23 protein-coding genes, 1 tRNA gene and 1 pseudogene are annotated in these 26,801 nt (G+C 51.9%); 12 read left to right on the top strand and 13 right to left on the bottom strand.

Annotated features, from left to right (window positions below; all coding sequences use genetic code 11):
* Window position 1: 1 nt before the first annotated feature.
* The 4 genes from AC5RDV_RS05070 to AC5RDV_RS05085 all read left to right on the top strand — a co-directional run bounded on the left by AC5RDV_RS05070 (window position 2) and on the right by AC5RDV_RS05085 (window position 4,069).
* On the top strand, window positions 2–1,423 hold the full coding sequence (locus AC5RDV_RS05070) for an MATE family efflux transporter (protein WP_282747131.1): 1,422 nt from the start codon (window positions 2–4) through the stop codon (window positions 1,421–1,423).
* 180 nt (window positions 1,424–1,603) lie between these two features.
* Window positions 1,604–2,476 carry a DUF3737 family protein gene (locus AC5RDV_RS05075; RefSeq protein ID WP_130893045.1) on the top strand — a complete coding sequence of 291 codons (873 nt, stop codon included), beginning with the start codon at window positions 1,604–1,606 and terminating at the stop codon, window positions 2,474–2,476.
* Entirely contained in the window at window positions 2,473–3,639 is a 1,167-nt protein-coding gene (locus AC5RDV_RS05080; RefSeq protein WP_282747130.1) for a MalY/PatB family protein, read from the top strand. The genes AC5RDV_RS05075 and AC5RDV_RS05080 overlap by 4 nt, the downstream gene beginning before the upstream one ends.
* Window positions 3,640–3,760: 121 nt before the next feature.
* Window positions 3,761–4,069: a hypothetical protein gene (locus AC5RDV_RS05085; protein WP_282747128.1), complete on the top strand. Its 309-nt coding sequence runs from the start codon at window positions 3,761–3,763 to the stop codon at window positions 4,067–4,069.
* Window positions 4,070–4,437: 368 nt separating this feature from the next.
* Here the strand turns inward: AC5RDV_RS05085 and AC5RDV_RS05090 are convergent, their stop codons facing one another.
* From AC5RDV_RS05090 to AC5RDV_RS05100, 3 genes are read right to left on the bottom strand one after another with little or no spacing between them, the layout of a single operon-like run.
* Window positions 4,438–5,772: a rhamnogalacturonan acetylesterase gene (locus AC5RDV_RS05090; RefSeq protein ID WP_282747127.1), complete on the bottom strand. Its 1,335-nt coding sequence runs from the start codon at window positions 5,770–5,772 to the stop codon at window positions 4,438–4,440.
* Window positions 5,769–8,714, bottom strand: a complete 2,946-nt coding sequence (locus AC5RDV_RS05095) for a DUF8487 domain-containing protein (RefSeq protein WP_428387699.1) — start codon at window positions 8,712–8,714, stop codon at window positions 5,769–5,771. Before AC5RDV_RS05095 ends, AC5RDV_RS05090 begins: the two co-directional genes overlap by 4 nt.
* A gap of 27 nt (window positions 8,715–8,741) precedes the next feature.
* Window positions 8,742–9,905, bottom strand: a complete 1,164-nt coding sequence (locus tag AC5RDV_RS05100; RefSeq protein WP_282747126.1) for a glycoside hydrolase family 88/105 protein — start codon at window positions 9,903–9,905, stop codon at window positions 8,742–8,744.
* 115 nt (window positions 9,906–10,020) lie between these two features.
* Here AC5RDV_RS05100 and AC5RDV_RS05105 point away from each other — a divergent pair.
* Window positions 10,021–10,093: transfer RNA gene (locus tag AC5RDV_RS05105), tRNA-Thr, on the top strand.
* Window positions 10,094–10,266: 173 nt separating this feature from the next.
* On the opposite strand, the gene AC5RDV_RS05110 is transcribed toward AC5RDV_RS05105, so the two are convergent.
* The 7 genes from AC5RDV_RS05110 to AC5RDV_RS05140 all read right to left on the bottom strand — a co-directional run bounded on the left by AC5RDV_RS05110 (window position 10,267) and on the right by AC5RDV_RS05140 (window position 18,716).
* Complete coding sequence (locus AC5RDV_RS05110; RefSeq protein ID WP_008629551.1) at window positions 10,267–10,683, bottom strand: ACT domain-containing protein; 417 nt, start codon at window positions 10,681–10,683, stop codon at window positions 10,267–10,269.
* Window positions 10,684–10,700: 17 nt separating this feature from the next.
* Window positions 10,701–12,002, bottom strand: a complete 1,302-nt coding sequence (locus tag AC5RDV_RS05115; protein WP_276786400.1) for a phenylacetate--CoA ligase family protein — start codon at window positions 12,000–12,002, stop codon at window positions 10,701–10,703.
* Between the two features lie 14 nt (window positions 12,003–12,016).
* Entirely contained in the window at window positions 12,017–13,336 is a 1,320-nt protein-coding gene (locus AC5RDV_RS05120; RefSeq protein ID WP_282747125.1) for a pyridoxal phosphate-dependent aminotransferase, read from the bottom strand.
* A gap of 6 nt (window positions 13,337–13,342) precedes the next feature.
* On the bottom strand, window positions 13,343–13,924 hold the full coding sequence (locus AC5RDV_RS05125; protein ID WP_008629557.1) for an indolepyruvate oxidoreductase subunit beta: 582 nt from the start codon (window positions 13,922–13,924) through the stop codon (window positions 13,343–13,345).
* Window positions 13,921–15,534, bottom strand: a complete 1,614-nt coding sequence (locus AC5RDV_RS05130; RefSeq protein WP_282747123.1) for a thiamine pyrophosphate-dependent enzyme — start codon at window positions 15,532–15,534, stop codon at window positions 13,921–13,923. Before AC5RDV_RS05130 ends, AC5RDV_RS05125 begins: the two co-directional genes overlap by 4 nt.
* 19 nt (window positions 15,535–15,553) lie before the next feature.
* Window positions 15,554–16,318, bottom strand: coding sequence for an amidohydrolase (locus tag AC5RDV_RS05135; RefSeq protein ID WP_008629562.1), 765 nt, complete (start codon window positions 16,316–16,318; stop codon window positions 15,554–15,556).
* Between the two features lie 157 nt (window positions 16,319–16,475).
* On the bottom strand, window positions 16,476–18,716 hold the full coding sequence (locus AC5RDV_RS05140; protein WP_282747121.1) for a glycoside hydrolase family 95 protein: 2,241 nt from the start codon (window positions 18,714–18,716) through the stop codon (window positions 16,476–16,478).
* A gap of 349 nt (window positions 18,717–19,065) precedes the next feature.
* On the opposite strand from AC5RDV_RS05140, the gene AC5RDV_RS05145 reads away from it, so the two are divergent.
* The 5 genes from AC5RDV_RS05145 (at window position 19,066) to AC5RDV_RS05165 (ending at window position 21,970) form a co-directional block, all read left to right on the top strand.
* Complete coding sequence (locus tag AC5RDV_RS05145; protein ID WP_008629570.1) at window positions 19,066–19,584, top strand: O-acetyl-ADP-ribose deacetylase; 519 nt, start codon at window positions 19,066–19,068, stop codon at window positions 19,582–19,584.
* Complete coding sequence (locus tag AC5RDV_RS05150; protein ID WP_008629572.1) at window positions 19,581–20,144, top strand: flavin reductase family protein; 564 nt, start codon at window positions 19,581–19,583, stop codon at window positions 20,142–20,144. The genes AC5RDV_RS05145 and AC5RDV_RS05150 overlap by 4 nt, the downstream gene beginning before the upstream one ends.
* A gap of 898 nt (window positions 20,145–21,042) precedes the next feature.
* Window positions 21,043–21,267, top strand: coding sequence for a DUF3791 domain-containing protein (locus tag AC5RDV_RS05155; RefSeq protein WP_008629580.1), 225 nt, complete (start codon window positions 21,043–21,045; stop codon window positions 21,265–21,267).
* Window positions 21,264–21,752 (top strand): DUF3990 domain-containing protein, encoded by a 489-nt coding sequence (locus AC5RDV_RS05160; RefSeq protein WP_282747119.1) that lies wholly within the window; start codon window positions 21,264–21,266, stop codon window positions 21,750–21,752. Before AC5RDV_RS05155 ends, AC5RDV_RS05160 begins: the two co-directional genes overlap by 4 nt.
* Window positions 21,749–21,970 (top strand): hypothetical protein, encoded by a 222-nt coding sequence (locus AC5RDV_RS05165; protein ID WP_008629583.1) that lies wholly within the window; start codon window positions 21,749–21,751, stop codon window positions 21,968–21,970. Before AC5RDV_RS05160 ends, AC5RDV_RS05165 begins: the two co-directional genes overlap by 4 nt.
* Before the next feature lie 30 nt (window positions 21,971–22,000).
* Here the strand turns inward: AC5RDV_RS05165 and AC5RDV_RS05170 are convergent, their stop codons facing one another.
* Together AC5RDV_RS05170 and AC5RDV_RS05175 are read right to left on the bottom strand one after the other, a co-directional pair.
* The gene (locus AC5RDV_RS05170) at window positions 22,001–22,516 is read right to left on the bottom strand and encodes a very short patch repair endonuclease (protein WP_040603163.1); all 516 of its coding nucleotides are present in this window, start codon (window positions 22,514–22,516) and stop codon (window positions 22,001–22,003) included.
* Window positions 22,517–22,598: 82 nt separating this feature from the next.
* Complete coding sequence (locus AC5RDV_RS05175; RefSeq protein ID WP_172604758.1) at window positions 22,599–24,140, bottom strand: alpha-N-arabinofuranosidase; 1,542 nt, start codon at window positions 24,138–24,140, stop codon at window positions 22,599–22,601.
* A 121-nt stretch (window positions 24,141–24,261) separates the two neighbouring features.
* On the opposite strand from AC5RDV_RS05175, the gene mltG reads away from it, so the two are divergent.
* Window positions 24,262–25,287: an endolytic transglycosylase MltG gene (gene mltG / locus AC5RDV_RS05180; RefSeq protein ID WP_282747117.1), complete on the top strand. Its 1,026-nt coding sequence runs from the start codon at window positions 24,262–24,264 to the stop codon at window positions 25,285–25,287.
* A gap of 107 nt (window positions 25,288–25,394) precedes the next feature.
* Here the strand turns inward: mltG and AC5RDV_RS05185 are convergent, their stop codons facing one another.
* A complete protein-coding gene (locus AC5RDV_RS05185) occupies window positions 25,395–25,901 on the bottom strand; it encodes a sigma-70 family RNA polymerase sigma factor (protein WP_232038343.1) in 507 nt (168 codons plus the stop codon).
* A 242-nt stretch (window positions 25,902–26,143) separates the two neighbouring features.
* Between AC5RDV_RS05185 and AC5RDV_RS05190 the strand changes: the two are divergent.
* Window positions 26,144–26,801, top strand: a pseudogene (locus AC5RDV_RS05190) (hybrid sensor histidine kinase/response regulator); the annotation flags it as partial.

Consider the following 26,801-nt stretch of genomic DNA (forward strand, 5'->3'; position numbering starts at 1 on the left):
CATGGAAAACAAGGCAAAGGATACAGACGGCTTGCTCGCCCTCATCCGCGAAGGCCGCCCCATGACCTTGGGTGAGCAGTTGCGCCTGACAGCAGCCTTGAGCGTGCCTGCCATCGTGACCCAACTCTCGGCCATAATCATGCAATATATTGACGCCGCAATGGTGGGCAGCCTCGGTGCGGACGCATCGGCCTCCATCGGATTGGTATCCACCACCACGTGGCTTTTCTGGGGATTGTGCGCCTCTGTTTCCACGGGATTTTCCGTGCAAGTGGCCCACCGCATCGGAGCGGGAGACTGGGGAAATGCCCGTTCCGTGCTGCGCCATTCCGTAACGGCGGTACTCACATTCAGTGTGGCATTGGCAGCCATCGGCGTTTCCATCAGCGAAAACTTGCCCCGGTGGTTAGGCGGTGATGCTGCCATCCACGCCGGCTCTTCGCTTTATTTCCTGATATTCTCGCTTTTCCTGCCCGTCCTCCAACTGAATTTTCTGGCCGGGGGCATGCTGCGCTGCAGCGGCAACATGCGCGTCCCTAGCACGGCAGGCGTGCTGATGTGCGCGCTTGATGTGGTATTCAATTTCTTTCTCATCTTTCCGGAACGGGAACTTTCCCTCGGAACACTGTCCCTCCAACTGCCCGGTGCGGGATTGGGCGTGGAAGGTGCCGCCCTGGGTACGGGATTGGCAGAATGCGTGGCGGCATGCCTCACGTCATGGCACCTCTTCACCCGGTCATCCGGACTGAAAATCCAGGAATGGCACGGGACGCACCATTTTCCCATGCGGACCACACTGAAGAATGCCGTCCGCATCAGCCTGCCGATGGGTTTGGAGCATGCCGTCATCTGCGGGGCGCAAATCATGACCACGGTCATCGTGGCCCCGTTGGGCATCACGGCCATAGCGGCCAATTCTTTCGCCATCACGGCCGAAAGCCTCTGCTACATGCCGGGATACGGGATAGCGGATGCCGCCACCACCTTGGTAGGCCAAAGCCTCGGAGCTGGCAGGCGAAAGCTCACACGCCGTTTTGCCTACATCACCGTCTTCGCGGGCATGGCCATAATGGGACTCATGGGCATCGTGATGTACGCCTTCGCCCCACAAATCATCGGCACCATGACCCCTGTGGACGAAATACGGGAACTGGGCGTGGCGGTACTCCGCATCGAAGCCTTCGCCGAACCCATGTTCGCCGCAGCCATCATAGCCTACGGCGTGTTCGTCGGCGCAGCCAACACCCTCGTTCCCTCGCTGATGAACTTCTTCAGCATCTGGGCCGTACGCATCACACTGGCTGCCGCACTCGCCCCCTCCATGGGACTGAAAGGCGTGTGGATAGCCATGTGCATAGAATTATGCTTCAGAGGCATGATATTCTTAGTCCGGCTGAGAGGAAAACGGTGGATGAAAGTCTGAAAAAAACAAGCTTGTGAAGTGCCGCCATGCGGATTTCCGGAATTCGGGTCATAACATCCGTAATCCGTCTACCCTGAAACTTCAGGCATATCCGTAACTTTGCCTGTACAAGAAAACCGTATGCCGGAAAAATGCTTTTCCGAAAGACAAAAAGACAAACCCTTAAACCCATATTACAATATGCAACTGATAAAAGACATGGAATTTGGAGGCGAACGCCCTTTGTTCGCCTCACACGACCTGCATCTGGACCACGTGGTCGTACGTGCCGGGGAGTCGGCCATCAAGGAATGTAGCAACATCCTCGCCACTAACTGCCGCTTCGAAGGCAACTATCCGTTTTGGCACGTACATGGTTTCGTCATCGACCACTGTTTCTTCGACGTGGGAGGACGCTCCGCCCTGTGGTATTCCGACCATTTGAAGATGACCGACACACGCATCGACGCTCCCAAAATGTTCCGCGAAATGACGGACATAGAAATCGAGAATGTGGAAATCAACGATGCCGACGAAGTTTTCTGGAGATGCAACCGGTTGGACATAAAGAACCTGAAGCTGCACGACGGGCGATACCCGTTCATGTTCAGCCGCAACATCCGCATAGACGGGTTGGAAAGTGATAGCAAATACGTCTTCCAGTACGTGAAAGACGTTGAAATCCACCATGCCAGGATTACCACAAAGGATGCGTTCTGGGAAGTGGAAAACGTCACCGTGTACGACTCTGAACTGAACGGCGAATACTTGGGATGGCACTCGCGCAACCTGCGTCTGGTGAACTGCCACATCACGGGAGAACAACCGCTCTGCTATGCTCGCGATTTGGTGCTTGAGAATTGTACTTTCGGCCCGGAATGCGACCGCGCTTTCGAGTACAGCAGCGTACGGGCCACCATCAACGGACCGATAAGCGGCGTGAAAAATCCCTCTTCCGGATGTATCATCGCCGAAAGCTACGGCGACATCATCCTCGACGAAAACATCAAGGCACCTGCCAACTGTGAACTTAAACTTTGGGACGAACAAACTTGTTTCAGCGACTGCGTATGAAATACGATTTTGACGAGATAATTCCCCGCCGCCATACGAATTCCTACAAATGGGACAGCGCGACGGACAGCGACGTACTTCCTTTATGGGTGGCGGACATGGACTTCCGCACGGCTCCCGCCATCACGGAAGCCTTGGCCGACCGCGTGGGACACGGCATCTTCGGTTACACGCGGGTACCCGACGAGTATTATGAAGCCGTCTGCGCGTGGTTCAAACGCAGGCACGGATGGGCCATTGAAAAGGAGTGGATGATTTATACCTCCGGCGTAGTGCCTGCCGTGTCCGCCATCATCAAGGCCCTGACCGTGCCGGGCGACAAAGTACTGGTGCAGACGCCCGTCTACAACTGCTTCTTCTCCTCCATCCGCAACAACGGTTGCGAAGTGACAAGCAACCCGCTCGTTTACGAAAACCATACCTACCGCATCGATTTCGAAGACTTGGAACGGAAAGCCTCCGACGAACGGGTAAAAGTGATGCTGCTCTGCAATCCCCATAACCCTGCCGGACGGGTGTGGACAAGGGAGGAACTGATGCAAATCGGCGAAATATGCCTCCGCCACAACGTGACGGTGGTGTCCGACGAAATACATTGCGAACTGACCTACCCGGGACATGCCTACATTCCTTTTGCCTCCTTGCCGGAAACATTCACGGGACATGCCGTCACCTGCATATCCCCCAGCAAAGCATTCAACATCGCAGGACTGCAAATCGCCAACATCGTGGCTCCGGACGAAGAAATACGCCACCGAATCGACAAAGCCATCAACATCAACGAGGTGTGCGACGTCAATCCTTTCGGAGTAATCGCCACCATAGCCGCATACCGCAAGGGGGAGGACTGGCTAGACCAACTGTTGGCATACCTGCAAGGGAATTACAGGTATATGGAAGAGTTCTGCACGGAACACCTTCCGGACTTTCCGATTTGCAAACTGGAGGGTACTTATTTGGTATGGATGGACTGCCGCACACTGGCCACGCCTTCTGCCGAACTGGAACACCGCCTGACCCGGGAAGCCCGGCTTTGGCTTAATGCCGGAGCCATGTACGGCAAGGAAGGCGAAGGCTTCATGCGTTGGAACATCGCCTGCCCTCGTGCCATACTGGCAGAAGGCTTGGAACGTTTCAAAGATTTTATCGTCCATAAAACATAATAACTTCTAAAAAGCTATAGCCCTTTCGTTTTATTCCCTATCTTTGCTGTACGAAGGCAAGGCTCTGACTTAGGACTGAAAAGCCAAATTAGATAAGGTGTTTAACGAAAAAAGAAAACGGATGAAAAAGTTCTTATTGAGTTGCGCGGTGCTTCTAAGCGCAGTGTCCTTTACCGTTTATGCCGCACAGGAAAACAACAAGGACAAAAAAGACAAAAGGGATAAAATAGAATGCTGTTGCAAAGACTGCACCTGCAAGGATTGTACGTGCAAGACGGATTGTTCGGAATGTGCCGGATGCCGTAAAAACGAAGAATGCAGCGAGTGCAGGGATTGCAGGCACGAAGGACATTGCTGTGACTACGGCCATCACCGCAAGGACAGAAGGCATCACCACCGCAGAGGAGGCTGTTGCGGCGGTGGGTGCTAATCCCCTTCCAGCATGATTGCCCATCGCAGAAAATCCGTTTGCATGTTGAAGATGATAAGACATAAGAACAAAAGGACATATCTTTCTCGTGGAAGTTATCTTGCTTTTTTGTTCGTGTGTTCTTCTGTCTTATAGGTTCCAAGATGTTTGAAAGCAGGAAATAGGCTGTTTTCAGGTGTTTCTGCGAGAAAAGCATATACAAAAACGAATCTGCGCCAAACGTTTTTTCAATCGAATGAGATTGATTTTTCGTTTGGCGCAGATTCGTTTTTCATTCTCCTGTCATCAAATCCAAGAGCTTAACTCTCTGAAAACCAAATATAGGCAAAAGATAAAAGAAATCAACAATCACGTATCCAAAGGACAGGTCAGTTGCCATCGGGTTCCTGCATCTCCACAAAGAGGCTTTCGTCCCAGTGGAACGCATCCGGACTATCCGGCACGGAAGGCCGGAAAGGCTGCACGTCTTCGCGAAGGTGGTCTACAAAAGGCAGACAGGCTTGTTTCATTCCTTCGACAACACACCGCGCTATCTGGTATGCCCCGTAAGGATTGAAATGGGTGTTGTCGGCCAAAGCTTTGGCCTGCCCCGGATAAGTACCGGCCGGATAATGCACGAAAGCCCTTTTGCTTCCTTCCTCGCCCAAAGCCTCAAACAGGACGCGCGTCATTTCCTGCAAATCTATCAAAGGCACCTGCTCCCGTTCGGCCACCCAATGCACGGCATCGGGATAGTCGGCGTGTGTGGACCGTATCTTCCCGTCCTTGAAAGCCCGACGGCAGGTCGGGGTCACCAACACAGGATGTCCGCCACGCTGCCGGACTTCGTCAATGAACGTTTTCAGGCTTGTGGCGAAGGAATAATAAGCTCCCCTTCCCGGCCCATTTTGTTTCTGGTCGTTGTGCCCGAACTCCATGAACATGTAGTCGCCCGGTTTCATTTGCGACAAGGCTTTCTTCAATCGTCCGGCACGGATGAAAGTGTCGGCACATTCGCCGCTCTCCGCATAATTGGCAAAGCATACTTCCGCATCAAAGAAACGGGGAATCATCTGTCCCCAACTGGCCCACGGCTCTTCGTCCTGGTCCACCACGGTAGAGTTTCCAGTCAGGAACAGGGTCGGGACACAGTGGTCCGGTTCAATCCGGATGGCCGCACACTGCGGACGGTCACCGTTGACTTCAATCGTAAGCTTGTCATCCCAGTTCAGCTTGGATCGTTCACGCGGTTTGATACGCACCGCCTCGGTATCGGAGATTTTCGGTGTACGTTTGTTGACTGTGAAAGTAAACGTGCGGAACTCCCCTTTCTTCGTCGGCACGCTTTCCAAAAACAAGCGGCGCGACTCCGCCCGTACCGTGGTAACGCCCGCCTCCTTGCGGTTGCCCAAAAGCACCGTGACGCGATAGTTCCCGTCGGGTACCTGTACGGAGACATAATAAGGCCGGTCTCCGCTTTCGTCCGGCGAGGCGAGCAGGTCATAGCCGTACCCTTTCTCCGGCGTATAACGGTCTTCGGGAGACAGCCGGTGTTCGGTCAACGGTGCGGCAGACGACGTATCGCCCTCCCCCAACAGACGTTGCACCGGTACACGCTTGTCCGAAGTCAGTTGCAACAGGTAACCACCATCGGCAGCATGCAACACGGAAAATCCCGTGCCGCATGCCCATAGGCCTAATATAATAAAGTGATGTCGCATCATTTCTTGGCATTAAGTTTCGGTTTCAACTCATCGGGCGAATCGTTGGTGTACATGTTCACCTTGGGAGCTTCTTTGGTGAAAAGGTCTTTGACGTGCTGCAAATCCACCGTGTATTGCGGGCGGAAATCGTCCGACTGCATGTAAGCGATGACGGCTTTGCGCATCTGGGCGATAACGGGTACCCCGCTGTCCGCATCCAACGGCATGGTAGTCATCATCAGCCGTCCGCCCGCCACGTTGGCTTCAAACAGCATACCGATCTTGCGGCTCAGGAACCACGTGTCGATGCTCTGTACGATCGGTTGGAAATCAGCCGGAAATTCCGTAAACTGCATGACCTGTTTGCGGTTCACCAAGTCCCACCACTGCATGTCGCTGTAGTAATCCGTGGGGAAGTTCCGGAAGAGCGGATGGTTGCTTTCGATGTAAAGCCCGGTGGTGTGGGGCGGACGCATCTTGAACCAACTCGTGTTCCAGAACACGGGCGTGAACTGTTGCACGATGTCCTTTCCATAAGTAATCTTTCCGGCTGCCGCCACCAACACCTTGCCTCCTGCCTTCAACACTTCTTCGGCCTGTTTGTCCAACGTGTCCGTGATGTACACGTCGCCGGTGTCCATGCAGGCCAAATCATCCAACGTCGTCTGAGGATACACCCAAAAGTCCCAATGGTTCCTGCTGCGCACTTCTTCCTTGCGGCCATCGAGGTCATACGTCCCCTTCAGCATCACCTCGAACACCATTTGCCGAGGCACATCTATCTTATCCAAAGAAACCATCACGCTGCCCAAACCGATGTTGTTGCCCAAAGCCACATCACCGTTGTACAAAGTCCCTTCCGTATACGTTTTCCCGTACTTGTCGCAGATGCGGTAAGACACTTCTGCGTCACGAATCGCCGCTTTGCCATAATGGGCCACCTCGACCGCCGCCGTAAAAGCGTCCCGGTTCCAATAGGTGAACTTGGGAATGCGCGCCAACAGCACCGTCGGCGAACAGAATTCACGGAAGTCTTCCGGTGAACAGTATTCCTTTTCGTCAAAAAAGACATCCGTCAATCCCACCAAGGCCGTACCCTGCCCGGAGTAGTCGTTCAGGGCCAACAATTGGAATCCCGCATAATCCGGTGTACGCAAGGTCCGTTCAATCTCATGTTTGTAGCATAGGGTTTGCAGCTTACCGGAAGCCATCATGAACTTGTGCGCCATCCCGCCCATGTGATTGTCGTTCAGTATGTCGCGGAATATCTCGAAGTTTTTGGCTTTGTTCACCCCCGTGTACTTACTGATTTCATCGAAATTAGGGAATACGCACCATTGTCCGGTCTCGTGGGAGACAAAAGGCACACTCACCGTGTCGATTTTCGCACGGAAGTCGGACATGCTCTCCGGTGCACGGCGGCGCCATTCGTCCAACCCGCGCACACCGGCTTTCACATGGTACATGCTCTTAGGCTGCCAAGCCCAACCGCCTCCGACCGACGCGCCGGTGTATACATGACGGCTGTCCGTCTTCTTCCAATAGTCCACGAAATCGCTCACCCAAGCCACCCAGTTGCCCGCCGGTTCGTTGCCGCAGGCCATCATGCAAAACGAAGCATAATTGCCATACGCCTTGTTCATGCGCTGTGTTTCTTCCATCAAATAACGGTCGATGTACATTCCGTTCCCCAGCTTCACCCCGTGGTTCGGCCAGCTCGGTCCTTCGGGCTGCAAATAGAATCCCATACGGTCGGCCGCCGCAAAGGCGGCTTCGGGCGGACAGAAAGAATGGAAACGCATGTGGTTCAGCCCATAGCTCCGGCAAATGCGGAACACCCGTTCCCACGACTCCTCGTCCATTGGGGCGTATCCTGTCAATGGGAAATCGCAGTTCTCCACCGTGCCGCGCAACTGGATGAGCCGACCGTTCACATAAAACATCTTCCCGTCTATCTTGAACTCACGCATCCCGAAAGCACGGGTCTGTTTGTCCGTCCCGTACTCAGAGGAGACTTCTGCCGTCAATTCATACAATGCCGGATTGAATTCATCCCACAACTGCATTTTCTCGCCCATGTCCAACACGACCTCTACTTCCGCCTGTCCTTTTTTCAGCTTCACCCGGCGGGACACAACCGGTATCTCGTGCACCACATCGGTATTGAAACTCTTGGCCGACAACTTGACCTCGGCATCAGGACGTCCTTTGCCGCGATGTAGCTTCAAACGTATCCGCACGGTGGCCGTACGGTCATGTATGTTCGGATAAACCTGTATGTCTTCGGCATACAGAAGAGGCGTGCTCCGCATTTCCATACGTCCCACCACACCGTTCCAGTTTCCCTGTGTCTGGTCGGTCACGCTATGCGAGTCCGCTCCTACACAAACGCCGTCGATACGGTTGCTGACGCGCAACGCCAAGGCGTTTTCCCCGCTTTTGACAAAATCAGTCACGTCATAACAATGAGGCACGCACAAGCTGTTGTCGCCCCCGACTTTCTTTCCGTTGACCCACAATTCCGTCTCGATATGCGGACGCTCAAGATACAATACGACACGACGGTTCTTCCAATCAGCCGGTACTTCCACCATCCTTCGGTACCAGGCCGTCCCCACATAGTGGCGGTTGGGCGTCAGGAAAAACGGCAACTTGAAGTTCTCTTCCCGACGGTATTTCTCCATGTAAGGGTTATAAAAATAGGAACTGTCGTAGAGTGACCCTGTCCACTGCGTTTCCACCGACGGCCTGTCGCCCTTCAAACGTTGCGGCATACTGCCGGGTAACAAGATACGGTCTTCCAAAGGTCGGTCGTACCACTTATCAGCTGTTCCCTTATCAGCCCTGTCGATTTGAAACTCCCACTGTCCCGCCAAGTCCAAACGACCCTGTGCGGACAGCTTCCCACCGTAAGTCAAAGCGAGCATGGCAAAAGCCGATGCCCAAATGTGATGTTTGTTCATGAAAATTAGGTTAATAAAACGATTATATTATTGAGTTAAAAACTTTATCATCTCGGCACCGGCCAACAAATAACAACCGATGGCAAAATCCTCGAAATCCGGCTTGCTGTCATATCCTACCGGCTGACCGTCTTTCGGTTCCTTACCGGTCCCTTGCACGTATCCCAGAAATCCGTCCGGATGCACCGCGTCGTGCATCAACGCATTCCATGCCTTTAATGCAGGCTCTCCAAAAACTTCGTCCGACAAGACCCCGTTGCGCATTCCCCATGCCATACCATACAGGAACAGCGCAGTACCGGTTGTTTCCGGACCTCCGTAATGAAATTCATCGGTCAGGCTGCAATTCCAGAAACCATCGCCCCGCTGGCATTTCTTCACTGAGAAAGCCATGGCAAGGAAATCATCCGTCAGCAATTTCTTGATGTCCGCAATCTCCAGCTTCTCGCCTCCGACAAACAAATCCTCCGCCCGTTCCATCTCGTCTATCGTACGTGCCAACGCTGCCATGACCCAACCATTCCCACGGCTCCAGTAGCAACTCTTCCCGTTCGGCTCCTTATAAGGCGGAATAAAATCGGCGTCACGCCACCACAAACCGTCTATCGTATTAAACAGTCCGACCTGTCCGGCACAGTCGCGCGTATAGCCATACAGTTCTCTCATCGTACGGAAATAACGGATATCCTGCTTGACTACGCCCATTTTGGCATAGACGGGCATGGCCATTTGCAAGGCGTCTATCCACGACCAATCCCCTCGTTCCGTACTGTTCACCACGTTATTGAGCATACGTTCCGTATTCCCCAAAACCTGGGCATCTTCATGCAGGCGATACAAATCAATATAAACCTGCGCGCAACATTGGTTGTCGGCATTACGTGTATGCGAACCTCCACGGAATCCCCACAAATTCGCCACAGCCCAATCCATGGCATATTCCACATAGCGAGGCTGTGGAGCAACTTCGTTCAAAGCCAACAGTCCCTCCATATACACACTGCGCGTCCAAATATTAGAGGGACGAACACCGTTTATCCGTATGGAATCCCCCGCCACAGGGTGCTGAGCCATAAAACGTTCGTTCACCAAAACCATCTGCTCTATCATAAGCTTCCTATCCGGTCGCCGACCGGCCATAAGCCCAGTGACACAAGATATAAAAAGGATTAACCACAGCGTTTTCTTCATTTAATATAGGTATTAATAAGAGCAAAGATAGTTTTTTTTCATCTTACCCTGAAAAAAATCCGGTTTTATTTTTGTATTTAAAAAATATATCCTACCTTTGCACGCGAAATCAAAAGCCGACATGGCTCAGTTGGTAGAGCATTTCATTCGTAATGAAAGGGTCCGGGGTTCGAGTCCCCGTGTCGGCTCAAAGGAAAAAGGAAGAAAATAATTTATATTTTCTTCCTTTTTTATTATCAAATTCCAGAATTGCTACTATAAGACAAAAGCAACCATCGTCTCAATTACATGAAAGATGGTTGCCTTTCCACGCGACAATCCTACTTGGGTTTCTTTAATCTTTCTATTCCTTAGCTTACCTCTAAAGCTGTTGGCCGCCTAAAATATGGCAGTCTTCCTCAGAGAGCTGTTTCAGGCACTCGGACAGATTGCTCGGCCGGATAACGATATTCGCCCGGTCTCCCTGGGCAAAGGCATACATATACTCGATAAAAATCTGATGCTCGGCCAACTTCTCCAAAATCTTAGACAGCGCACCGGCCACGTTCGGACAACTGATGCAAACCACATCGGTCAGAATCACTGCGAAATCTTTCGCACGCAATACTTCTACCGCCTTGTCTACGTCGGACACAATCAAACGAAGGATACCGAAATCCGTAGTCTCCGCCATACTGAAAGCGTGCATGTTGATACCTTGTTCGCCCAAAGCTTTGGTCACTTCGTTGATTCTCCCGCTTTTGTTTTCCAAGAAAACGGATAATTGTTTGATAGTCATACTCTTTCGTTTTTGAATTAAGCCAACACACGTTTATCTATCACTCGCGTACTTTTCCCTTCGCTCCTCGGCAGGCTGTTGGGTTCCACCAATTTCACTTCCGCACTGATGGAAAGCACGCTTTTCAGACGTTCGGCCAAACGTTTCTTCAAAGCCAACATACCGCCCAAATCGTCTGAGAAATTGTCCGGACGCAACTCCACCTGCACCTCCAACATATCCATGTTGTTTTTGCGGTCTACCACCAACATGTAACGGGGCGCAAATTCCGGCATCTCCAGAATCACGTTTTCCACCTGCGAGGGGAACACGTTAATGCCGCGTATGATCAGCATATCGTCGCTCCGTCCGAGGATACGCGTAAAGCGTACACTGGTACGTCCGCATTCGCACGTGCCGGGCATCAATGTCGTCAGGTCTTTCGTACGGTAGCGCAACAGCGGCATTCCGGTCTTCGTCAGCGTAGTCAGCACCAACTCCCCTTCTTGCCCGAGCGGCAGTACCTCGCCGGTTTCCGGATGGATGATTTCCGGATAGAAATGGTCTTCCGCGATATGCGAACCGTTCTTGCAGCCGCACTCGTAAGCTACGCCCGGCCCCATGATTTCACTCAATCCGTAAATGTTGTAGGCCTGAACGCCCAAACGTTCTTCTATCTCGCGGCGCATGTTCTCCGTCCACGGCTCCGCCCCGAACGCGCCGATGCGCAACTTTAAATCGTCGGCCGAAAGCCCTTGCTTATGCAACGCCTCAGCCAGATACAGGGCATAGGAAGGCGTACAGGCAATACCCGTCACTCCAAGGTCTCTCAACAGACGGATATGTTTCTCCGTATTCCCGGTAGAAGTAGGCAATACGGTAGCCCCCAGATGCTCCACGCCATAATGGGCACCCAGTCCGCCCGTAAACAACCCGTAGCCATATCCCACGGAAACGATGTCTCCACGCGTCACGCCATAGGCCGTCAACGCACGTGCTATCACTTCTTTCCAAATCTCCAGATCACGATAAGTATAACCTACGATGGTGGGATTACCCGTCGTACCGGAGGAGGCATGGATACGGACTATCTCGGACATGGGCGTAGCCAACAGGCCCACCGGATAATTATCACGCAAATCCGCCTTGGTCGTAAAAGGCAACTTCACAATATCGTCTATCGTACGGATATCATCCGGAAGCAAATCCATTTCCTGCATCTTAGCCCGGTAGAAAGGCGTGTTATGATATACCAAATCCACCAACTTGTGCAGCCGTTTCCCCTGCAAGTCACGCAATTCCTCACGACTCATGCACTCTTTATTCTTGTTCCAAATCATGTTTTCCATTTCGTCTAATTTAAAGGATGATCCAAACGGAAAGCCTTCATCCGCTCCTCCATGACCGAATAAAGTTCCTCACGCATACGAGACGTACACGCCCGCACGCCGGGCTGACCGCTACCAGTTGTCTCCAACGAGATACTGCTCACTCCATAATATAACAGCTCGCGCAACAATTCGCCACCACTCATCCGGCCATAACCCACGGTAAAGAAAAAACCGTCACCCACCGGCCGCGTCACATCGTAGTCATACACGATGTGGAACCCGTTGTCGGTGAATATCTTCTTCATCCGTTCGGCCCGCCGGGCATATTCACGCACGTCGGCTGCAAAATCCAATTCGCCGTCCGTGGCCGCACGCAGCATTTCGGCATAGCCATACTGCGTGGATGCCGTACAGCCGGAAGTTATCATATACAGCACCGAAGCCACGAAAGTCTGCCCGAACACGCCGGAGTCGCCGTAACGCTCGGCCAACGCCGGATAATGCGTGTCGAACAATTTGTCGGACACACAAGCCACGGCCATCCGCTGACCGGCATAGCTGAAGATTTTGGAGGAAGACAGCATAAGGATGTAATTGTCCGTATAGCGGGCCACCGTAGGCGGATAAGGTGCCTTCCAAGGTTGGCCCAAGTCCTGACGGAAGTCCATACAGAAATAAGCCATGTCTTCCAATACGATAACCCCGTAACGGGTGGACAACTCACCGATAATCGCCAGTTCGCTGTCCTCCAAGCAAATCCATGCCGGATTGTTCGGATTGGAGTAAACGATAGCCGCGATGTCGCCCTGTTTCAGATAACTCTCCAGCTTCTCCCTCAACGCCTCTCCCCGGTAATGGTAGATGTCGAACTGTTCCCACTTCGCCCCGATGATGCGCAACTGGGATTTCTGGATGGGGAATCCCGGGTCGATGAACAGCACCTTGTCTTTTCCCGGCACGCACTGTGTGGTAATGACGAATGCCCCGAACGAGGCAGCCACCGAACCAGTCGTCGGAATGCAAGCCCGTGGCGAGATGTCTATATCGACAAAAGCCTTCACGAAGCGCGAAGCTTCGCGCTTCAGTTCTGGAATCCCGTCGGCTGCAGGATACTGCGCCCCCACTCCACGGTCCAAAGCGGCCTTCTCCGCTTCCACGCCGACACGATTGGCAGGCAGGCCCGGCGAACCTTGATCCATTCGGATGAATGGAATCCCCGTCTGTTGTTCCAACCGGGAAGCCACCAACAGCACCTCGCCGATGGTGGCATGGGCGAGGTCGGCAATCTGCAACTCCTTTACTACAGATGCCACCAACTCTTCACTAAAAACCTGATGTCCCATATCCGCTTACTTTAAGTCCGAAGCCGCATGCCCCAAATCGAAAGCCCGGCGGTTCATTTCCACTACAGCCTCCCCTTTTGTCCCGAACACACGGGCGATACTTTCACGCAACTCCTCCACAGACAGGATGTTCAGGTAACGGGCCGCAGCCCCCAACAGCATCACATTGGCGCACTTCGGCATGGAATGTTCCTTGGCCAATGCGTCCACATCCACCATGACGACATGGGGCAATGCCCTCAATTCGGCCATCAAAGCCTCGTCTTCGGGATAATTGGGAATGTTTTTGAACGGGGAAGAAGAGGTAATCACCCAACCCTCCTTATTTAAATAAGGTATATACCGCAAAGCCTCCATCGGCTCCAACGAGAGAATCATGTCGGCAGTTCCTACCGCAATCAAATCGGAAGCAATCTCCCCGTCGGACAAACGCAAGTTGGACTGCACGTCGCCTCCGCGCTGGCTCATGCCGTGCACCTCAGCCTGTTTCAAGGTCAACCCTGCCTGCGTGGCAGCCTCACCGATGATGGTGGCAATGGAAAGGATGCCTTGTCCTCCCACGCCCGAAAGAATTATATCTTGTTTCATGCTTTCTTTTCTGCTCTTTTCTGTTTCAACTTTCTGTTCAAGGTCTGTATGCACTCCCGGCGCGGGATGATGACCGACACCCCTTTGTACTCTATCTCTTCACGAAGAATACGCGTAATCTCGTCCATGTTCTTAGGCAACGGCACCACTACACGCACATGTTCCGGCTCCACCCCAAGCCCCAGGCAAATCGCCTCGAACTTGTTCGTACCGGCAGAGTCTTGCCCGCCGGTCATCGCCGTAGTCAGGTTGTCCGATATGATGACGGTAATCTGCGCCTTGTCGTTCACGGCATCCAACAATCCCGTCATCCCCGAATGGGTAAACGTGGAATCGCCGATGACTGCGATGGCCGGAAACACACCGGCATCGGCCGCCCCTTTAGCCATCGTAATGGAAGCCCCCATGTCGAGGCAAGTGTCTATGGCACGGAAAGGCGGCAAAGCACCTAATGTATAACAACCGATGTCGGCAAACACGCGTGCATCGGGATATTCCTTTACCACTTCGTTCAAAGCCGTGTACACATCGCGGTGGCCGCATCCCTGACATAAGGCAGGCGGGCGTCCCACCACATTCTTCGGGGCATCGAAGTAACGCTCCGGCCGGTGTCCCATAGCCGCTGCCACGCTGTCCGGCGTCAGTTCCCCCGTACGCGGCAAGTCGCCCGTCAGACGACCTCGTACGGGATAGTCTGCGGACAGCATCCCCCTCACGAGTTCTTCGGCAAAAGGATGGCCGTCTTCCACCACCAGAATCTCACGACTGTCGGCAGCCAAGCGCCGCACCAAGTCAGCGGGCAAAGGATATTGGGTGATTTTAAGAATGTTGAACTTCTCCGCCGCCTCGCGTACCTCCGTCACATAGTTATATCCTATACCGCAGGCCAATATGCCCACCGGTTTCTCTCCCGAAGCCTGTTCGTAACGCGTGTAAGGAGCTTCGGCCGCAGCCTGTTCCAGACACGGTTGCTGTTCCACCAATGCGGCATATTTCCGGCGCGAATTGGCAGGAAGGAGCACCCAACTGGCCGGATCCTTCGCACAGGGCAACGCCCTCACCTCTTCGGCTTCTTCCTTCACCGTCACAGCGGCACGGGAGTGCGCCAAACGCATCACGATACGCATCAGCACCGGCAACTTCTCCCGTTCGGAAAGTTCGAAGCCGTATTGCATCATGTCGTACGCCTCTTGTTGAGTAGACGGTTCCAAGGTCGTTATCATGGAAAACTTACCGTAGAAACGGGAGTCCTGTTCATTCTGTGAAGAGTGCATGGAAGGGTCGTCCGCCACAACCACGATCATGCCGCCGTTCACGCCCGTAATGGCAGCGTTGACAAAAGCATCGGCCGCCACGTTCAGCCCCACGTGCTTCATGCAGGCTATCACACGCGCACCGGCGTAGGATGCCCCCAAAGCCGCTTCTACAGCTGTCTTCTCATTCGTACACCACGTGCTGTGCAAGCCTCGCGCACGCGCCAACGGGTGCCGTTGGATATATTCGGTGATTTCCGTGCTCGGTGTCCCCGGATAAGCGTATACTCCGCGAATGCCCGCATGGATAGCCCCGAGAGCTATGGCCTCATCACCTAACAAAAGTTTCTTTTCCATATCTTTATATCTACTGAGTTTAAATATTCAATGTAAAATCATCGGCATCATCCAATACCGGAAATTTGCGGCGAAATTCGGCCAGGCTGTCCATATCCACCTCCACCGTCACGGCATCTACCCGGCCCTGCTCACAGGCCGCTACCGTACGTCCGTAAGGGTCTATCACCAACGTGCCTCCGCAATACTCGCAAGACGGATCCGTCCCCACACGGTTCACCCCCGCCACATAGCACTGGTTTTCGATGGCCCTTGCCCGTAGCAAGGCCAACCAGGCTTCCACACGCGGCGTAGGCCAACTGGCCACATAGAGCGCCACGTCGTAGTCCTTCCGGTTGCGCGCCCATACGGGAAAACGTAAATCGTAGCAAATCTGGAGCAGGATTCGTACACCCCGGAACTCCACGACCACACGTTCCCGCCCGGCTGTAAAACGATAGTGCTCTCCACCGTACGTGAACAAATGCTTTTTGTCATACGAACGGACCGCCCCGTCCGGACTTACGAAATAGAAACGATTATAATACTTTCCGCCTTCCTGTACGGCCACGCTACCGGCCACGGCACAATCGTGCCCTGCGGCATAGCGGCGCATCCAGCGCAGCGTATCACTGTCCGCCGGTTCGGCCAGTCCTTCGGGTTGCGTACAGAACCCGGTGGAGAACATTTCGGGTAACACATATACATCCGACCCGGGACAAGCCTCCATCGCCTGCTCGGCATTCCTCACATTAGTTTCCGGATTCCCCCATGAAATATCTTGTTGCAAAAGTGTTATTTTCATACAATTTTGATATTAGATAGGCACAAAGGTAACGAAAATAAAAGAAAGAAGCATCTTTTTCCGATAAAGTATTCAAAAAAAGTAATGAACAAACGCAGCTCCGCCGCCTTTTTCCATGAAAAGGCGGCGGAGTAGCACGTTTTTTAGGGCTATATCTTTATTCAAAACGAAGACGGTAACTCTTCCCGGCCGATGTAGGAAATACCACTGCGCCATCGGCCTCCTGCGTAAAAGCCACCTTGCCGCCTTTCGACTTCTTCACCTCGACAAGTTTGGCATCCGGCAGGTACATCCGGCATTCCTGTCCGGCAGCTGAATACACCCGGCCTTCCACCATCTTCCCGTCTTTCCACGCCACGTCGAAAACAAAACCTCCTTTTGCCTTCAGACCTTTGAAATGCCCGTCATCCCACGCCGAAGGCAAAGCAGGCAACAGATGCACGCCCTTCACGGTGTTCTGCAACATCATCTCGGCGATACCGGCCGTGGCTCCGAAATTTCCGTCTATCTGGAACGAAGGATGGGCACAGAACAGGTTCTCATACACACCTCCTGCATTGTCGTCCATGCTCACCACCGTCACGTCCGTAATATTTTGCGCCTGTTTCAACAAACGGTAAGCCCGTTCGCCATCCCACAAGCGTGCCCAACAAGCCACTTTCCAAGCCCGGCTCCATCCCGTGGCACCGTCGCCCCGTGAATCCAAAGCCACTTTGGCCGCCTCGGCATAACGTTTGTCCTTCAGGTAAGAAATCTGGTCGCAGGGGTACAAGGCCATCAAATGGGACAAGTGTCGCTGATGGTCTCCTTGTTTATCCTCCTGTATGGTCCATTCCTTGATTTGCCCCCACGAACCGATATGCAGGCCGTTGTCCAGACGGGAGAATTTCTCTTTCAGTTCCGATACGAAAGCATCATCGACAGCCAACACACCGGCTGCAGCCAATGTTTCCTCGAACAAGGCGTACACCAACTGTTGGGCGTAGGCCACGCCGTCTTCCCAAGGCCCGTGTTCGGGCGACCATTCGTTGGGAGCCACCAACCGTCCTTCTGTATTTTCCTTCAAGCGGTCGAACCAATACTGGCAAGTCACCTTCATGACGGGCCAGGCCGTGTCGCGCAAATATTCCTTATCTAAAGTATAAGCATAATGTTGCCACAGGTGAGTGCAATACCAGGCATTGGCCGGACGGTTAATCAACCAGTCCGTATAACCGAAGATATTGTTCTGCGTGTGTACGGCCCATCCGCGACAATTCTCTTTCCGTGCCACTTGTTGCCACGAGCCTCCGTCCTTCAAAGCCTCGGTAGACACGTAGGTGATGAACGGGGCATAGCATTCCGAAAGGTTGGCCACTTCGGCAGGCCAATAATTCATCTGCACGTTGATATTGCTATGGTAGTCGCACTCCCATGCAGGATTGTTCACGTTGTTCCACAACCCCTGCAGGTTACTGGGCAACTGGCCTCCGCGCGAAGAGCCGAGCATGAGGTAACGCCCATACTGGAAATAAAGCATGTCGAGGTAAGCATTGTCTTTATGCTCACGCACGAGCACGTCCGTCGTATAATCCGGCTGCTCCGCATCCAAATCCAACTCCACACGGGCAAAGAGAGGCTGGTAGTCCGCCAAATGCGCCGCTTTCAACTTCTTGTAAGACTTCCGCGCAGCCTTGTCCATCCGGGCCGATACCCGTCGGTGTATCTCGTCCGCATCTCCGTGCGTGTACGTCGGCGAAGCGAGGTCGAAATTGGTCGCACCGGTCAGCACGACCGTCACCGCATCCGCCCCTTTCACCTCCAACCGGTCGGATTTCGTCTCCACCATGCCGCCGTCGGCCTGCAAGCGAGCCTGTGCCTCGTAGGACAACAAATCCAACGTGCCTTTGATGGTCATCGTATGGCCGTCCACCCGGGTCGTCCCCTGCCGTCCGTCCTGCATCCGCAGGGAGAAGTTCAGTTTGCCTTTATGTCCGGGCGTCGTCAGCCGCACCACAATCACGCTGTCCGGATTACTGGCAAAATATTCGCGCAGGTAGTCCACTCCGTCAATCGTATAAGACACACGTCCTATGGCATCGTCCAAGGAAAGTTCCCGACGGTAATTGGTGCAAGTTTCCGGCGTATCGAACTCGAAAAACAAGTCGCCCATGTTCTGGTATGCCCCACGCCGGGTCGTACTGCCGGCCCACAACGTCTTGTCGTTGAACTGCAACCGTTCCTTGGCCACACCCCCGAAGAACATAGCCCCGATTCCCCCGTTACCGACCGGCAAGGCCGATGTCATCCACACTTTAGCCGGCTCGTCATACCACAGTTTCATCGGTACGCGTTCCGCATCTGCCGCCGCTGCATACAAACAAGCGGCCAGACCTAAAAAGTATTTTCCCACTCTCATTTTCGTGTTTCTTTTCTTTTGTTCTTATATTTAACGTAATGAAGTGCAAAATTAACGATTCCACGCTTCAAACAGTAGAACAAACCCGTCAAAAAATAGGAGAATATCGATAAAACGGCCTCCACTACCGCCTAAACCATGCTTCATGCAAAAAAATATCCCATCGCAAATATTTTGCAATCTTTCCCAAAAACATACTTCCTTTCCCGGATATTTTGACTATTTTTGTTTTCACGAAAATAGGATGCGGCACGGCATAGCCCAACCAGGGAAACTTTGTTTCCCGTTTGCCTCTGCGCCTGCCTTTCACTATTTTTGGAGCATTGCAACAAACCATACGTAACGAAACATGAAAGACCGGATAAAAATAATCGTGGGCGACATCACACAACTGCAAGTGGATGCCATAGTAAACGCCGCGAACTGTTCCCTGTTGGGAGGCGGGGGCGTGGACGGGGCCATACACCGCGCTGCGGGCAAAGAATTGTTGGAAGAATGCCGCACGTTGGGCGGCTGCCGGACCGGTGAGAGCAAGATGACCGGGGCGTACAGGCTGCCCTGCAAGAAAATCATCCATACCGTCGGACCCGTATGGCACGGCGGAGGGCACCACGAGGCCGAGTTGCTGGCATCCTGCTACGCCACCGCCTTGCAAATGGCCGAGGCCCACCACCTGAAAAGCATCGCCTTTCCTTGCATCAGCACCGGTGTGTACGGTTATCCGCACGCGGCTGCCGCAAAAATAGCTTGGGATACTATCAAGAAGCACATCCAGAATGGGGCATACAAAGGCGAAGTCGTGCTATGCTGTTTCCGCGAAGAAGATGCAGAAATATACAACAAACTCATGCAAGAAGACGAAATATGAAAAGTTTTAAACCTCAACCGTGGCTGTTGCCACAACCCGTGCTGATTATCGGCACTTACGACGAACAAGGACGGCCCAACGCCATGAACGCGGCCTGGGGCGGACAATGGGACATGAAAGAAATCATGATTTCAATGGGCAAGCATGCCACCACCGAAAACCTGAACCGCCAAGGGGACTTCACAGTGGCCTTTGCCACCCAAGCCACCATGACAGCGGCCGACTACGTGGGCATCGTCAGCGCAAAGAACAACCCGCAAAAGATGGAAAAAACGGGATGGACGGCCGTACGGTCGGAAAACGTCGACGCCCCGGTCTTCACCGACTTCCCGATGACATTCGAGTGCCGGATTAAAGAAAAAATACATGAATCGGACACCGGATATTACATCGTCGCGGAGGTCGTGAACATCCTTGCTGATGAAAAATACCTCGCCAATGATGGCAAACCGGACATGGAGAAGATGGGGCTGATTGTCTTCGACCCCGTCCACCACAACTACGCCGGTCTCGGCCAGACCGTTGGAAAAGCCTTCTCCGACGGCAAGAAACTGAAATAGGGCAAGTTGTCAAATCGACAGCCCCACCCTTCCGAGAATGCTTTATTCGGACACGGAACGGGGCTTCGACGAAAACAAACGATTCTCGCCTGCCGGTGTTTTAGCATAATGACAGCCCGGCAGGCTTCTTCCATTTCACAATGTCACACGGGAGACCACAATACAAGGTTATTTCTTTCCTTCCTGTCAACAAAAACAAGCATCAGGTTTCTTTCTGCATGAAAATTTCGTAGACCAAAAACCACCAAACAGACGAAAAAAGGATACTTAAAGCACGTTCCGTCTTCGCCCGGCTCCGTAAAATCCGGCCACATGAGGAGAACCCAGGATTTTCATGCGGAAGAAAATTTTGCATACTGCTCCAAACGAAAAATTGCTTGGCTGAAAGCGATTCCGGTTTATACGGTTTTTATGCATCAGAAATGCCAAAAGCCGTATAAATATACATCGTTTTGTATATCCGCACGTCCAAATCGCTGCTTTTCACAGCCGCCATCCGCTTCGTTTTTTGACGTTTTGTTATCCAAAAAGTCCCTCATGACGTACAGGACGTCACAAGGGACTTTCCTTTCGTCAACTTCCACAAAGGGTAGGAAACCTTATTTCACGACTGTCTTGTAAGAGCCGTTGCCGACCTTGACGATATAAAAACCTCATTCGAGCGTAATCTCTTCCGTCTGGTTGTTTGCTTTCTGCTGAACGGCCACTTTACCGGAAAGCGTAAATACCATGTATAATACGTTTAAAGTAAAACATCCAGAAGGGGTATTGCAAAGTACTATATGAAAAGTGAACAAATCGTTCATCCTTTTGTAAAAAAATAGAGTCAAGTAATTTAATAAAAAGGATGTGTTTTCGAGTTTTATTCGTAACTTTGTACCAGACATCAAAGCATTCTATGGACAAGAAAGAAACATTTGATAGAATTGAGTTTGTGGTGGCATGTGTCGGGGCATTTGCCCAACGATTTAAGCTCTCCAACCCACAAGCCTACGCTTATTTGCGCCGTTTTACCGGCATAGATTTTCTTCTTGATTGCTATGCCGCCGAACACACCCTATCCATTGACGATGCGGTCTCTGACCTCCAAGTACTCTGTAGCCGGAAAGGGGGACGGATATGATTAGACTCTATCATGGCTCAAACATGGCCATTGAACAAATTGACCTCTCCCGAAGTAAACGAGGCAAGGATTTCGGGCAAGGCTTCTATCTCAACGCCAATCCCGACCAAGCTATGGAAATGGCTATACGCACCGCACGCTTTATGAATGAAGGACAGCCCCCATTGTCGTGTTTTGATTTTGATGAGACTAAGGCTGACAAAGCGGGGCTTCACATCAAAGTGTTTACAGACTATTCAGAAGAATGGGCTGAATTTGTGGTGATGAACCGCAAGAATGCCTCAGATATACCAGCACATTCATACGACATTGTAATCGGCCCGATTGCTGACGATACAGTTGGCGTTCAGATACGACGTTACATGATGGGCTATCTTTCAGCAGCCGCACTTGTTGAGGAACTGAAATTTAAGGGAAATCATGCTGTTCAATACTTTTTTGGCACTCACCGCGCCATAGAAATTCTAAAACACATCGAGCTATGACACAAGATATACAGTTTCAGATAGAATGCCTTGCCGCAGAACTGACCGAAATGCTTATGTCTGAATATGGTTGGGACATTCGTCGCGCCCTTGACGAATTGTATTCCTCTACCACATTTGCCAAACTCAACGAGCCAGAGTACGGCTTATATTATCAAGGTGCCGTCTATATATTCCAATTCCTCAAATCAGAAATTGAAACCGGCAAAATCGCATGAATTTATTAATATTTTCAAAGTCGTCAAAAATCACTTCTTCCCATATTCCACATCACCTTCGGCTACCATGCCAGAGGCTTCTTCATGCCCGCCCATATCATAAAGCCTTGGCGTTTTCAGTTCGAACCGCTCCAAGAATGTGTGGTTGATATGGTACTCTATTTCCAACAACGTCTGCTTCCTCACTGCCGGTTTCAACTGGCACTCCCAAACCGTCATTACCCGCCAGCCCATCTGTTTCAACGCTTCCTTGTCACGAGCGTCACGCTGCTTGTTGCGCTCTATCTTCTTCCTCCAAAAGTCGATATTGGAATGCGGCAGATGCCCGTCCACCTCGTGCCCGTGCCAAAAGCACCCGTGTATGAAAATCACAATGCCATACTTGCGCAGCACGATATCCGGCGTGCCGGGCAAGCCCTTCACGTTCTTACGGTAACGGTAACCGCGCGAGAAGAGGTAACGGCGGACAATCCACTCGGGTTTCGTATCCCGGCTCCGTATCCTCGCCATGACGGCAGAACGCTTTTTCTTGCTCCAAATATCCATGCTGTTTGACTTTATCACAAAACCTCCCCGCATCCACCATGACAGATGAATACGAGGAGAATAGAAATAAATCCAAAATAAATTACCACAACTCCAACGCCACAATACTCATCGGTGGCATCTTCACAGTCAACTTTCCGTTTTTCAGTTTCGCCCCCTTGAAGTCCGCAGGCTTCACCACGTCGGGCTGCTCAAAGGTGTTCTTGTCCGTGATGGCCTTACAGGTCAATATGCGTCCTGCAACGGATTTCATGCCTAAGTCGGACAAATCGACAGTGACTTCGTTGGAGTTCTCCAAATCCACGTTGGACAGCGAAATATGCACCGCACCGTCCTGCGCCTTGGAAGCCGTGGCACCAAGCATCGGCAGCGTGCGCTGCTCGCCGTCCTGCCCCATGCGTGCACGCACTTGCTTGTTCTCGCACTGCACCTCTACCGGCAAGTAAGTAGCGTCCTGATGCACGTTGTACATCTGGAATACATAATAGGAAGGCGTCAGCACCATCTTGTCGTCCTTTGTCAGAATCATGCTTTGCAACACATTGGCTATCTGCGCGATATTGGCCATCTTGATACGGTCGGTGTACTTGTGAAACACGTTCAGCGAAAGGGCAGCCACGAAAGCATCACGCATCGTATTCTGTTGGTACAAATGCCCACGGACGGTTCCGGGTTCTTCATCCCACCATGTCCCCCACTCGTCCACCATCAGAGCCACGCGCTTTTTAGGGTCATACTTGTCCATGACGGCCGAATGTTCCTTGATGCAGTTCTCAATGTCAAGGCACTTGCCCATCGTCCAATAATAATCTTCCGGAGTGAAGTCCGTAGCCGAACCTTTACTACCCGACCATCCGGCCACGGTATAATAATGGAGCGAAAGGCCGTCCATCTGGTTACGCGCCTGCTTCATCATCGTTTCCGTCCAATGCAAATCATATTCCCCCGACCCGCTAGCTATCTTGAACAAACGGTTTCCGTTATAGTTACGACAATAAGTCTGGTAGCGGCGATACAGGTCGGCATAATATTCCGGACGCATGTTACCGCCGCATCCCCAACTTTCATTGCCCACACCGATGTATTTCACACGCCACGGCTTCTCGCGACCGTTCTGCTTGCGCAACTTGGCCATCGGGCCGTCCTCGGCCGTCATGTATTCCACCCACTGCGCCGTCTCCTGCACCGTGCCGCTCCCCACATTCATGGACACATACGGCTCGCACTCCAACAGCTCGCACAAGTTCAGGAATTCATGTGTACCGAAACTGTTGTCCTCCACGGTGCCACCCCAGTTGTTGTTCACCATACGCGGACGATTCTCTTTGGGGCCGATACCGTCCATCCAATGATATTCATCGGCAAAACAACCTCCCGGCCAACGCAACACGGGTATCTTCAGGTCCTTCAAGGCCTGAAGCACATCGTTCCGGTAACCGCCCGTATTGGGAATAGTTGAATTCTCGCCCACCCATAATCCACCGTAAATACACGTTCCGAGGTGTTCGGCAAACTGACCGTAGATTTCTTTGGGAATGGATTGTTTGGCCTGATCGGGAAACAATCGGACTTGTGAATCTTTCTGCGCCGCAAGCGGCAAAACGGCCATCAGGGCCGCACTCATCATTAGCTTTCTTACCTTCATGATATTAAAATGAGATTAAATCGTTGCAAATATACATATCTTTTTTGAAAACCCTTCCTTTTTTGGTTAACTTTGCACGATTAAGAAACAGAATTTCATCATGGAAAAGAAAGAAGCATTCAAAAAATGGGGAATTCCAGCTGCCGGCATCATCGTGGTCTTGTTGGGACTATGGACTTACCTGACATTCTTCCATGCCACATTCGGCATCGAAAATACTGTATACCTTTATATAGATACAGACGATACACCGGATTCCGTACGGGTCAAAATCAAAAACACAGCCCGTCCGGGCATCTCTTCCGGTTTCCCCGTGCTATCCGCACTAAGCGGCTACACCGTGAAAAGCGGATGCTACGCCGTGGAACCGGAAGATAACATGTTCAGCGTATTCCGCCGACTGAAGCAGGGACGCCAGACACCCGTCCGGTTGACTATTCCCAACGTACGGACGATGGAGCGTCTGGCCGGCGCATTAGGAAAAAAACTCATGATGGACTCTGCCGTCGTGGCGCAACACTTTGCAGACTCCACCTTTTGCCGCCAGTACGGCTATGACACCGCGACGATTGCTTGTCTGTTCATCCCCAACACGTATGAAGTATATTGGAATACAAGTCTGGAGGATTTCATGAAACGCATGCAGAAAGAAAACACCACATTCTGGAACGAAGAAAGGCTTCGCCGGGCGGAAGCAGCCGGATTGACACCGAACGAGGTCGTCACCTTGGCCTCCATTGTGGACGAAGAAACGGCCAACAATGCCGAAAAACCCATGGTAGCCGGCATGTATATCAACCGTCTGCGTACCGGCATGCCCCTGCAAGCCGACCCGACGGTCAAGTTTGCCCTGCGCGATTTCTCCCTCCGAAGAATTTACCATAACCACCTGAACGTAGAAAGCCCCTACAACACTTACCGGAACATCGGCTTGCCTCCCGGCCCCATCCGTATCCCTTCCATCGTCGGTATCGATGCCGTATTGAACCATGTCAAGCACGACTACCTGTATATGTGCGCCAAAGAGGACTTTTCCGGTACACACAACTTTGCACGCACCTACCGCGAACATCTGGCTAACGCTGCCAAATACTCGAAAGCCCTCAACCAAAGAGGTATCAAATAACAAAACAAAATCCGAAACATAAACAAAGGGAACCGGGCATCACTGCCCAGTTCCCTTTAATTATTAACTTAAATAATATATGAAAAAACCTATTAAAAGAATCCATTCTAACCGTACATCCGCTGTAAACTGCAACCGACAGCCCTTTCGGCCTTACGCAACTGATATTCCACCACGCGTTTAGTGATATTCCTGGCCTCTGCCACTTCGAGGTAAGTCTGCCCTTCCATGTGGACATCCAGAAACACCTCCTGCTGCAAAGCCGGCATGTTGGATAATGTCTCACCGATGATACGAAATAGTTCCTTATGGCACAACGCCTCGAACTCACTATCCGAAAAACGGTCTGCCGTCTGCTTCAACTTGTTTTCTATTTGTTTGAAGCGCGACCTGCGGCGAAGATAATCCATACACTTGTTATGAATCATAGAGAAAAACAGACCGACTATATTCCTTTCGCGGTTCAGCTTTCCCTTTTGTTCCAAGAAACGCAGCAAAACGTCGCTTACGATGTCACGTGCGTCTTCATTATTAAAGACATACATCGAAGCATATCGCAGAGCCTGCCGATAGTGGCACTCATAAAAATCTGCAAAGTCAAATCTTTCTTCCATGTTCTCACGGTTTTTCATTAGGACTTCGCAAATGTAACGGGTGTGTGCAAAACACTACTGCATAAAGCGTCGCAAAACACTGTGCCAAGCGTTGCAAAACACCAGTTACAACATATCATGCATATAAAAACAACATTTTATACATAAACCCGATATTCCCGAAACACAAATCTGGCCAAAACCGTTTTTCTTTTCTTCCATTTTATTATCTTTGCTTCCTGTTTCCAACCTAATGTCAAAAGATGAAAAACTTCTGGTTCCTTATCATAACCACCTCTCTGCTGTCCCTGCCATACCGGTCATCTTCCTCAACGGAAAGATTCAGGCTGTTGGATACCGGAAACGGACTTTTCAATAATCAGGTACGCTTCCTTACACAAATGGAAGACGGCAAGATATTGGTCTGCACCGAGGGCATGTTCAATGTGTACAACGGCAACAGTTTCGAGCCGCTCGTCTGCGACTTGACCTACACTGTCCCCTTGGGAATGCACAATATATGCACAAGCTATGACGGTGGCAACGGGCTGCTGTGGGCCAAAGACTTTTACCGTCTCTATCTCATCAATACCCGTACCGGACGTTTCTGCCACGATATCAAAGAACGCTTCGAGGCAGCCCGTCTGACCGAAGTTTTCAATGACTTCATTCTTGACCACGACCGGAACGCTTGGATAATCACCGAAAGCGGAAAACTCTATCGGTATGACTGGAAAAACCCGGCCGAACAGGTCTACGAACCACGAGCCGAAGAAAAATCCCGAGGCATTCGTGTCAAAGAAGTCATGCAGGCAGGCCCCTTTCACCTGATATTCCTGAACACCGGCAGGATGCTAGTTTGGGAAGAGAAAAGCAGACGCATCGTGGGCGAAGATTCAACCGTGGCCACTCCCTCTCCCT

This window comes from Paraprevotella sp. (assembly GCF_986071375.1).